We start from the raw sequence: 10,564 nt of genomic DNA, 5'->3' as shown, positions 1-10,564 counted from the left end.
AAGACCCACTCGACCGAGGCAACCCGGTCATGCCCTATTCGGTCGCGTTTGGGATGACCGGCTCAGCCGACAGTGCGCCGCCGTACCAGCATGATCACGAGCCCGGCCGCCAGCACGACCAGCAGGCACCCAGCGCCGACGACCAGCACCGTCCACAGCGGGAACTCGGCACCCGGCGCCGCGATCCACGTGGGCCCAGCCGCACTCGGCGTCACCGCCCCCTTCGTCGCACTCGGCGCACCGACGTACGGCTCGCTGAGTGCGGCGACCAGATTCGGCACCCCGAACCCGTACATCGAATCCCGCCCAGCGGGCCCCTTGTCCGTCGCGGTACCGGTCAGCCGACGGACAACCTCCGCCGCAGGCATGCTTGGGAACTTGGCCCTGATCAGCGCTACCACCCCAGCTACCAACGCCGTCGAATTCGATGTTCCATCTACGATGACGCGGCGATTGCCCCGGTAAGCGACACTGATCCGTTCGGCAGGCGCAGCTACGGCCACCTCTGGACCGGTGATCGAACCCGACCATAGCTGACCGTTCCGGCCAATTCCGCCCACCGCGACCACACCCGCATAGGCAGCCGGGTACTGCAACCCCGTCTGCTGACTCTTGTTGCCCGAGCCGGCCACGATCACGATGTCACGCGCAACCGCATCTTCGATGGCCTGCTGCAAAACGAGATCGTCGTCGACATGAGCCGCCGAAATGGAGATCACCTTGAGCTCATGATCCACTGCCCATCTGATCGCCTCACCCATATGCGTTGGCGAGCTGGTTAAACCGTCCGCGTAACGGAGGGAGACGACTTTGGCTTTCGGCGCGATCCCCTTGATCTTTCCGTGACCCACAATGAGGCTGGCCATGGCCGTGCCGTGCCCGTCGGTATCCTCCAGCCCGTCGCCGTTGCCGCCGAAGTTGACGTCGACACCAGGCTCGACCGATCCCTCAATGTCAGGATGGTGCGGGTCGATGCCTGTGTCGACAACGCCGATCCGGACGCCTTCGCCCTGGCTTAGCCGGTGTGCAGCGACCACGTTGAGGTAATTCAGATACCACTGGCCATCGGCGATCGAGTCAGCAGCCTGTGCAGGAGTTCCGACACCGACCACCACTGCAGCCATCAGCGTTCCGACCACGAGTGCGGCCGCGTGACGACACCAGTGTTTGTTCACGCTTGCGGGTCCATTCTTCTCATGATCTTCACCTTGAGGTCGTCGGCCCACGGGGTCGCCACGCCAGCGAACCAGTCGACGAACTCCTCGTCCTGCTGCGCCAACTGTTCCCGCGTCACGACTCCCCGCGCTGGTGGCAGCCCTTCGATGATCGGGGCGACACCCTGCTCCACCCGCCAGATCACATCTCGCCGTCCTTCGCGAGCACCGCCCCTACCTGATGGAGAGCCAGTGGCACTCCCTGGAGTCGCGACGGGCATGAGACCCGCAGTGTTAGCACCTTTACCCTGCCCAACCGCCGCAGCCGCAGAACCCGATGCCGACATCGGCGCTATCCATCCGCCACGTCCTACACCCGGACCCGGTAGCACGTACGCGCCGCCGTTGGGTGCGTAGGGACTGCCCGGCGGCACTGGAAGCAGTGAAACGGGCGAACCAGGCACTGCCGGCACGGCCGGAGGAAGGCTCGCCAGGTCAGGCCCCCCGGGAAGAACGGGGTCATAGCCGGGCGTCGGCGGTGGTCCATTCGGCGCCCCCACGTCACGAGGGCTGGGCACGTCACCGCAGTGCGGTCCACCCGTATCATCCGCATCTGTCGCGGCCGTAATGTCCCCGAATATCTCACCTCGATAGTCGAAGACCGATGGCACGATAAAGCGACGCCGGTGGTCCCCGACTGCCACCTCTGCGTCGGTCATCGCCTGGCGCGCCGCATTGTTGAGGTTCTCGGCCGCGTGGTCCCACCACTCCGGCAGCCAGTCAGAGGTGACGTTGTCCCACTGCTCCTTGAGTGGCGCCACCTTATCCTTCGCAGTTCTGAGTGCGGCAAGCACGCCGTCCAGGCCTCGCGCGGTACCCGCCGCAGCATAGGCGTTCTCGCGCATGGCCAGAATCAGCCTGTCGAGAAAGCCGAAAAACTTGTCGGCGGCCTCCGAATGTTCTGGCTGCCAGACGGAGACAAGATTGTTGCGCATCCGCGCAAGTCGATCATGTTGATCGGCGAGCAGCTGGCCGAGACTCTCCCACCCCTGGACTTGGCCCCAGGCGATCGGATCGTCCTCGGTCCGAACCGAGTCCCACATGCGCGGTACGTCGAATGAATTCCAGTTCGTGCAAACGGCCTGCACCTTTGGCTGTGCACTGAACACGGTCTGCACCGGACCAACGAACTCGCCCTTGACCACTGCCGACACGATCGGCACGGGCACCGAACGCTTCTTATCGGTCACTCGAACTCACCCCGATGTGGTGAAAGGTCCGACACGAGGTCCTTGGAGGTGGCGAGAGCACCTAGCAAGATCTTCTCAATGGCATCCAGGTTGGCAGCCGAGAGTTCGTCAGCATTGGTGTAGTTGTCGAGCACCTTCCGCATCGCATCGATTAGCACCTGGGCGGCCCCCACCTGACTGGCGCCGTTTCGCCTGGCCCGATCGAGAGCCATCGCCATCAGTTGCCTGCTCGCCACGACCTCGCCACCGACCGTATGCGCGCCGAAGCGTAAACCGTTCTGCAGCTCCTTCTCGGCGCGAATCACACCTGGCCGTAGACCCTGCTCAACGTCTGCCTCCAGCACCTCGGCGAACATGCGCAGCTCACCGAGGTCTACGGACACCTTGGGACTGTCCCCGCTGCCCATGAAACCCTCCCCGCCTCCATGGATCAGCACGGAGCGTATCGGACTCAATCGGCAGCGTCGATGTTATCCACAGGCAGAAACCCGGTCCGTCGGCGGAACCCCGGGCATGAGTAGGGCAGGACGGCGGCTCAACCGTCCTGCCCGGACCTTCACCTCACTCCAACTTCCGCTCCGTGTCCACCGTTATTGCGGCGACCGGGACGGGCGGCCCCGGGCCAGCAGGCACTTCTCACACAAATGCGCCGACCTTGTCCTCCGCACGGGTGACAAACCCCAGGTCGGTCAGCGCCGAGCAGTCCCGCCGATGTAGCGCGCGTCAAGATCCCACCGCACCGCGGCGTACCAGCGCAGGTCGAGGTGGCTGAAGCCGGCGTCCTCCAGGCTGCGCCAGGTCTCGCGCGCCGGGTCGCACCCGTGCGAGACGCGCCGGCTCAGCGGCGCGAGCAGCTCCTGCACCCGGCGCAGCAGACTGCCCGCCGGTGCCGCGACGTGCTCGAAGAAGACGTAGCTGCCGCCCGGCCGCAGCACCCGGCGTACCTCGGCCAGCACCGCCGCCTGGTCGGCCACCGAGCACAGCACGGTCCGGCCGACGACCGCGTCCACGCTCGCGTCGGGCAGTGGGATGCGCTCGGCGACTCCGGCCAGCACGGGCTCATGCCGCCCGTGCCGGGCGGCGATCCGGGTGAGTTCGGCGCGGCGTCGCGGGTCGGGTTCGAGGCCGAGCCAGCGGACTTCCCGGGGGTACGCCGCCAGCGTGCGTCCCCGGCCCGCCCCGATCTCCAGCACCGTGCCACGGAGCCCGCCCAGCAGCCGCTCCTGCAGCTGCGCGAACTCCGCCCTGCTCCCCACGGTCGTCATGGCGGCAGGGTAGGCAGTCGCCGCAATGAATGCGTGACCGCGACCCTGGTGACCCGCGACACGGCGTGGTGGCGCGGTCCGACTACGGTTGAGGCTTCGTACTTACTTCCGAGGAGTGAACGCCTGTGGGCGGCTATAGCACCCAGATCCTGCTGGTGCTTGTCCTGATGTTGATCAACGGCGCGCTGTCGGGCAGCGAGATGGCGCTGATCTCACTGCGCGAGTCGCAGATCCAGCGCCTGGAGCGCAGCTCCGGTGGCGGCCGGGTGCTGGCGCGCCTGTCCCGGGACCCGAACCGGTTCCTGGCCACCATTCAGATCGGCATCACCCTGGCGGGCTTCCTCGCCTCCGCGTTCGCGGCGACCTCGCTGGCCAAGCCGCTCGTCAAGCCGCTGGGCTTCCTCGGCGAGGCGGCCGAACCGGTCGCGATCATCGTGGTCACCCTGATCCTCACGTTCCTGACCCTGGTCATCGGCGAGCTGGCGCCCAAGCGCATCGCGATGCAGCGGGCGGAGGGCTGGGCGCTGATGGCGGCCCGGCCGCTGGACTGGATGGCGACCGCGTCGCGGCCGTTCGTGTGGCTGCTGGGCAAGTCGACCGACCTGCTGGTACGGATCGCGGGCGGCGACCCGAGGGCGGGCCGGGAGGAGATCTCCGCGGAGGAGATCCGGGACCTGGTGGTGGCTCAGCGCGGGTTCACCGCCCAGCAGCGCGAGATCATCTCCGGCGCGTTCGAGATCACCGAGCGGGACGTACGGGAGATCATGGTGCCGCGCCGGGACGTGTTCATGCTGCCCGGCCGGGTGAGCGCGCAGGAGGCGCTGCGGATGCTCGCCGACTCGGGCCACACCCGGGCGCCGGTGGTCGGCGAGGGCGGCCTCGACGCGACCGTCGGCGTGGTGCACCTTCGCGACCTGCTCAACGCCGAGGGCACCGCCGCCGAGGCGGCCCGGCCGGCGCTGTTCCTGCCGGAGACCCAGTCGGTGTCCGACGCCATGCGCAAGCTGCGCCACCAGCGTGAGCAGTTCGCCCTGGTGGTGAACGAGCACGGCTCGATCGACGGCATGATCACGATGGAGGACCTGGTCGAGGAGGTCGTGGGTGAGATCTACGACGAGACCGACCGCGACGTGGCGGCCGTGGTACGCGAAGGCGACGGGGTGTTCCTGCTGCCGGGCTCGTTCCCGCTGCACGACCTGCCCGACCTGGGCATCGACGACGAGCGCCTCGGCGAGGTCGACTACACGACCATCGCGGGGCTGGTGCTGGACAAGCTGGGCCACATCCCGACCGGCCCCGGCGAGACCATCAAGGCCCCCGGCCTGACCGCCGAGGTCGTCGAGGTCCAGGGCCGCACCATCACCCGGGTACGCCTGCGCGCGGTCGACCGCGACCGCCACGAGACCGCCTGACGGAGATCGCTTCCCGCGGCCGGAACATTGAGTCGGGACACGTGTTCCGGCCGCGAACGTAGATCTTGGGCAAGAGGGGTGCCGAACCGGACGCCGGAGCCATACGGTGACGCCATGGGACGGTGGGGGCAGTGGACGGCCGCGCGGACGGCGTGGGCGATATACGGGCTGATCGCAGCCGTCTCCTGCGCACTCGTGCTGCTTCGCCCCGACCGCCTGTCCGACCTGCACATCTACTACGGTGCGGTGAAGACCGCCCAGTCCGGCGCCCCGCTCTACGGCTACGTCGCCGAGAACGGCGGCCCGTTCACGTACCCGCCGTTCGCCGCGCTGGTGATGTGGCCGATGACCGGCCTGTCCGAGACGGCCCTGCAACTGCTGTGGCTGGCGTCGACCTGCGCCGCCGTCGCCGCGCTGGCGCTGTCGCTGGGCCGGGCGCTGCATGTGCCCGCGCACCGGCGGGCGCTGGCCGTCGCGGCGGTGGCCTGCGCGGTGCTGCTGTCGGCCCCGGCGCAGAGCAACCTGCGCTTCGGGCAGGTCAGCGTGTTCATCGTGCTGCTGGCGCTGGTCGACGCGGCGGGGCTGACCCCGGCCCGGTGGCGGGGCGTGCTGGTCGGCGTGGCCGCCGCGATCAAGCTGACGCCGCTGCTGTTCGTGCTGTTCTTCCTGCTGGCCCGCAGATGGCGGGACGCGGCGCGGGCCGGGGCGGCGTTCGCCGGGTGCGCGCTGGTGGCGGCGGCGCTGCTGCCCGCCGACAGCTGGACGTACTGGTCGGGCACGGTGCTGCAGACCTCGCGGATCGGGGATCTGGCCTCGCTGGGCAACCAGTCGGTGCATGGGATGCTGCTGCGGATCGGGGTCGCGCCGCAGACGCTGCCGCTGGTGTGGGCGGCCCTGGTGGCGCTGGTGTGCGGCACGGCGCTGCTGCGGGCGCGGCGGCTGCGGCTCGACGGCGAGCCGGTGCGGGCCGCGGTGCTGGTCGGCTGCGCCACGGTGGCCGCCTCGCCGGTGTCGTGGACGCACCATCAGTTGTGGACGGTGCTGGCGGCGATGCTGCTGGTCGCGGCGCGGGGCGCGCTGCGCCGAGCGGCCGGGGTGGCGCTGGCGGTGGTCATGACGCTGTCGCTGGGGGTGCTGCTGGGCGAGGTGTCGACGTACCCGGGGGTGCAATTCCTGCTGGAGAACGCCCGGACCCTCGGCGTGGTCGCGACCTGCCTGGCCGGGCTGGGCGGCGCGGCGGCGCTGGCGGTGACCAGCTCGCGGCGGCCCGGGCGGGTGTGGCTGCGCGCGGTCACGGCGACGGCGGCGGTGCTGGCCTGCTTCGCGGTGCTGCCGCTGCCCGCGGGCGCCGATCCGACCTTCAAGGCGTACGCGCAGGGCGACACCGCCAATCCGCGCTACTTCTACTTCTGCCGCACCGAGACCGCCTGCGCGGACGCGGCCCGCACGGCGGCGGCGACCGGGGCGGTGGTGCGGTTCGGCATCGTCCGGGAGCAGACGAAGGTGCGGGTCAACGGGGTGGTGGACGAGTCGGTGGCGCGGCTGGAGTTCCGGTCGGCGCCCGGCGGCGCCCCGCGCGTGATCCCAATCGTGGACATGTTCGGCGAGCGCGGCTTCTCGTTCCGCAGCGCCAACCTGGCCGCGGGCGAGCTCACCGCGTACGCCGAGGACGGCACCGCCCTGGCCGCCTACTCGGCCGAGTTGACGCCGTGAGCTGCGACGGCCTCCTCGGCGCTCCACTGGCGACGGTGTGGCGACCGGCCCGCCAGCGCAGACGACCCGAACAGCCCTCCCGAGACCGTCTCACGTACGGCACCATGTGCGGTTGTGTCGTCGGGGTGCGAGCGTTACGGGGTTGACGTGATGACGGGTCGTTTCAGAATGCGGGCGCGCGGTGCGATGGCGGCCTTGGCGCTGCTGGTCGCGGCGCCGCTGGTGCTGACCGGTTGCAGCGCGGACGCCAAGCCGCCGACGTTCGTGCAGACGGCGCCCTCGGCCAGCCCGTCGGCCGCGCCGGTGCCGCTGACGCTGGCGCTGAGCCCGGCCGTCGACGCGAAGAACCAGCCCGCGAGCACCGAGATCGGCACCAGGCTCACCGGCGGCAAGGTGCAGTCGGTGACGCTGACCGACGCCGGCGGCGCGAAGGTCGCCGGGCGGATGCGCGCCGACGGCAGTTCCTGGGTGCCGGACAAGCCGCTCAAGTACGGCAAGAAGTATGCCGCGACCGTGGTCGCCGCCGCGCCGGACGGCCAGACGGTGACCCAGCAGACCTCGTTCACCACGATGGGCAAGCCGGGCAAGCGCGGCGGCAGCGGCCTGTACCTGTTCGCCGACCGCGAGTACGGCGTGGCCATGCCGGTGGTCGTCGAGTTCACCAAGCCGATCGCCGACTCGGCCCGCGCGGCGGTGGAGAAGCGCCTGTTCGTCACCACCGACCCGCCGCAGCCCGGGATCTGGCACTGGACCGGCCCGCAGCAGGTCATGTACCGCGCCCCGGAGTACTGGCAGCCCGGCACGAAGATCAAGGTGCGGGTGGCGTTCGAGGGCGTGCCGCTGGGCGGCGGCCGCTACGGCGACCAGGACCGCTACGGCGAGGGCAACATCAGCAAGGACCGGGTGGAGCTGTTCGTCGACAACGCGAACAAGCAGATGCGGGTGATGAAGAACGGCACTCTGCTCAAGACGCTGCCGGTGAGCCTGGGCAAGGCGAGCACCCCGTCCTCGTCCGGGACGATGGTCATCATGGACAAGCTGGTAAAGACGGTCTTCGACACCACCGGCCAGCCAGGCGTCGACCACTACCGGGTCGACATCGAGTACGCCCAGCGCCTGACCTGGAACGGCGAGTACATCCACGCCGCGCCGTGGTCGGTGCAGCATCAGGGCAAGCGCAACGTGTCGCACGGCTGCGTGAACGTGTCCATGGCCAACGCCAAGTACCTGTTCAACCTGACCCGCATCGGCGACCCGGTGACCGTGAAGGGCACCGAGCGGAAGCTGAAGTCGGGCAACGGGTTCACCGCCTGGGACCTGGACTGGGACGACTACGTCAAGGGCAGCGCGCTGCCGGTGCCCGCCGACATCGCCGCGCTGGGCGGCGCCGGTGCGTCGCCGGAGCCGTCCGCCTCGGCGAGCGCGGCCCCGTCCGCGTCACCCACGGCGTAGCACGCGTCTTCACAGGGGGTACGGCCTGACCGTCGTCAGGCCGTACCCCCTGATGCTCTTGCCTGGTGGTCCCGTCGGTCGGGATGACCGTTCAACTAAATCGACATTTAAGAATTCCTCGATGGTAAATCGAGCTTGACCTGCTTTGCTCTCCCGCACATGGGTGCCGGTCACCCGGACCGGCACAACCGCTCCCATGGAAGGGGATCCCATGTACGAGAACAACGCCGCGTACGTGCGCGACGTACACGACAAGGGGTTGCTTTTCGACCTGAAGACCATGTCGCGGCGCCGGATGCTCACCGCCTTCGGCGGCGCCGGACTGGCCGCGGCCGTCGGCGGCGCGCTAACCGTCGGCGAGTCGGCCGCGACCGCGGCGTGCGCCGCCGAAGTCGAGTCCGAGACGGCCGGTCCCTACCCGGCCGACGGCAGCAACGGCCCGAACGTCCGCACCGTCTCCGGCGCCGTACGCGGCGACATCCGATCCTCGTTCGGCACCGCGTCGGGCACCGCCGCGGGCATCCCGCTCACGTTCTCGCTGACCGTGCTCAACCTCAGCTGCGTGCCGCTGGCCGGCGCGGCCGTGTACGCCTGGCACTGCGACCGCGAGGGCCGCTACTCGCTCTACTCCAGCGGCGTCACCAACCAGAACTACCTGCGCGGCATCCAGGTCGCCAACGCCGCCGGCACCGTCACCTTCACCAGCGTCTTCCCGGGCTGCTACGCCGGCCGGTGGCCGCACATCCACTTCGAGGTCTTCTCCTCGCTGGCCAACGCCACCACCAGCAACGGCCCCATCGTCAAGACGTCGCAGATCGCGCTGCCGAAGGAGGTCTCGCAGGCGGTCTACGCCACCAGCGGCTACAGCCAGAGCGTCACCAACCTCAGCCGGATCAGCCTGGCCACCGACATGGTCTTCCGCGACGACCTCGCCGCCCGCGAGACGGCCACCGTCACCGGCAACACCACCAGCGGGTACACCGCCAACCTCACCATCACCGTCCGAGCCTGACCGGCCTGACCGGCCTCGTCGCGGTGCCCCGGAGCGCGCGGTCCGGGGCACCGCCGCGGCGATCGCGTTCGGACCGCGACGATCGGCCGCCGCCCGCGCGGACGCCGGCGGCGTGCGTGGAACACTGGCGTGCGCACCGTACGACCAGCGAGGAGAACCGATGCCGATCACCCCGCCGCCCACGCTGACCGCGCTCGCGCCGGGCGTCTTCGCCTACGTGCAGCCCGACGGCGGCTGGTGCGTCAGCAACGCCGGAGTGCTCGTCGGCCGCGACGGCGTCACCCTGGTCGACGCGACCGCGACCGTCCCCCGCGCGCTGCACCTGCGCGAGCACATCGAGTCGGTCACGCCCGCCCCGGTCCGGACCCTGATCGTCACCCACCGGCACGGCGACCACCACTACGGCGCCTGCGCGGTCGCCCCCGACGCCGTGGTCGTCGCCCACGAGCGCACCCGCGAACTGCTGCTGGCCGACGGGCTCAACCTGCCCGGCATCTGGCCCGACGTGACCTGGGGCGACGTGGCGCTGCGGCCGCCGTCGGCCACCTTCACCGACCGGCTCACCCTGTGGGTCGACGAACTGCGCGTCGAGCTGATCCACCCCGGACCGGCGCACACCGCCGGAGACGCGGTCGTCTGGCTGCCCGAGCACCGGATCCTGTTCACCGGCGACATCGCCTTCGCCGGGGTGACCCCGCTGTACCTGATGGGGTCGCTGAGCGGGTCGCTGCGGGCCCTGTCGGCGCTGCGGGCGCTGGAGCCGGAGATCGTCGTCAGCGGCCACGGGCCGGTGACCGGACCGGAGGTGTTCGACGCGAACGAGGCCTACCTGCGCTGGGTGCAGGAGCTGGCCGCCGCGGGGCGGGCCGCCGGGCGTACGCCGCTGGAGCTCGCCCAGGGCACCGACCTCGGCCCGTTCAAGAGCCTGCTCGACTCCGAGCGCCTGGTGGCGAACCTGCACCGGGCGTACGCCGAACTCGACGGCCTCCCCGAGGCCGCCGAACTGGCCGTCCTGCCGATCCTGGGCGACATGGTCGCCTTCAACGGCGGCCGCATCCCCACCTGCCTCGCCTGATCCCTCCCCTCCCTCGCGCGCCGCCCGCGCCGCGGTGACTGCAGTTTCGGGGAAAGTGCAGGAATCCGGCCCAAGATTCGTGCAGTTTCCACGAAACTGCACGCTCCCCCACGCCCCTTCGGCGCGATTCCGTCCCACGCACGGCGGCAACGGGCGCACGCTCGAAGGTGATGGTGGGGACACACCGTCGAACACGTCGTCCGGTCGTGCCCCGCATGTATCCGCTGGCCG

9 protein-coding genes are annotated in these 10,564 nt (G+C 70.0%); 5 read left to right on the top strand and 4 right to left on the bottom strand.

Features of this window, described 5'->3' with window-relative positions:
* Window positions 1–62: 62 nt before the first annotated feature.
* The 4 genes from QEZ54_RS33405 to QEZ54_RS33390 all read right to left on the bottom strand — a co-directional run bounded on the left by QEZ54_RS33405 (window position 63) and on the right by QEZ54_RS33390 (window position 3,669).
* Window positions 63–1,175 carry a S8 family serine peptidase gene (locus tag QEZ54_RS33405; protein WP_281308761.1) on the bottom strand — a complete coding sequence of 371 codons (1,113 nt, stop codon included), beginning with the start codon at window positions 1,173–1,175 and terminating at the stop codon, window positions 63–65.
* Window positions 1,172–2,404: a hypothetical protein gene (locus QEZ54_RS33400; protein WP_281308760.1), complete on the bottom strand. Its 1,233-nt coding sequence runs from the start codon at window positions 2,402–2,404 to the stop codon at window positions 1,172–1,174. Before QEZ54_RS33400 ends, QEZ54_RS33405 begins: the two co-directional genes overlap by 4 nt.
* The gene (locus tag QEZ54_RS33395; protein ID WP_281308759.1) at window positions 2,401–2,787 is read right to left on the bottom strand and encodes a hypothetical protein; all 387 of its coding nucleotides are present in this window, start codon (window positions 2,785–2,787) and stop codon (window positions 2,401–2,403) included. Before QEZ54_RS33395 ends, QEZ54_RS33400 begins: the two co-directional genes overlap by 4 nt.
* 306 nt (window positions 2,788–3,093) lie before the next feature.
* On the bottom strand, window positions 3,094–3,669 hold the full coding sequence (locus QEZ54_RS33390) for a class I SAM-dependent methyltransferase (protein WP_281308758.1): 576 nt from the start codon (window positions 3,667–3,669) through the stop codon (window positions 3,094–3,096).
* Window positions 3,670–3,794: 125 nt separating this feature from the next.
* Between QEZ54_RS33390 and QEZ54_RS33385 the strand changes: the two genes are divergently transcribed.
* The 5 genes from QEZ54_RS33385 (at window position 3,795) to QEZ54_RS33365 (ending at window position 10,333) form a co-directional block, all read left to right on the top strand.
* Entirely contained in the window at window positions 3,795–5,081 is a 1,287-nt protein-coding gene (locus tag QEZ54_RS33385; protein ID WP_281308757.1) for a hemolysin family protein, read from the top strand.
* 114 nt (window positions 5,082–5,195) lie between these two features.
* The gene (locus tag QEZ54_RS33380; RefSeq protein ID WP_281308756.1) at window positions 5,196–6,794 is read left to right on the top strand and encodes a glycosyltransferase 87 family protein; all 1,599 of its coding nucleotides are present in this window, start codon (window positions 5,196–5,198) and stop codon (window positions 6,792–6,794) included.
* A 186-nt stretch (window positions 6,795–6,980) separates the two neighbouring features.
* Window positions 6,981–8,246 (top strand): Ig-like domain-containing protein, encoded by a 1,266-nt coding sequence (locus QEZ54_RS33375; protein ID WP_281308755.1) that lies wholly within the window; start codon window positions 6,981–6,983, stop codon window positions 8,244–8,246.
* A 211-nt stretch (window positions 8,247–8,457) separates the two neighbouring features.
* Window positions 8,458–9,258 carry an intradiol ring-cleavage dioxygenase gene (locus tag QEZ54_RS33370; RefSeq protein ID WP_281308754.1) on the top strand — a complete coding sequence of 267 codons (801 nt, stop codon included), beginning with the start codon at window positions 8,458–8,460 and terminating at the stop codon, window positions 9,256–9,258.
* A gap of 160 nt (window positions 9,259–9,418) precedes the next feature.
* Entirely contained in the window at window positions 9,419–10,333 is a 915-nt protein-coding gene (locus QEZ54_RS33365; RefSeq protein WP_281308753.1) for an MBL fold metallo-hydrolase, read from the top strand.
* Window positions 10,334–10,564 lie beyond the last annotated feature (231 nt).

The organism is Catellatospora sp. KI3, from assembly GCF_029948125.1.
Classification (GTDB): Bacteria; Actinomycetota; Actinomycetes; order Mycobacteriales; family Micromonosporaceae; genus Catellatospora.
The sequence above is the reverse complement of the archived record's forward strand: the minus strand, read 5'-3'. Positions and strand labels throughout refer to the sequence as shown.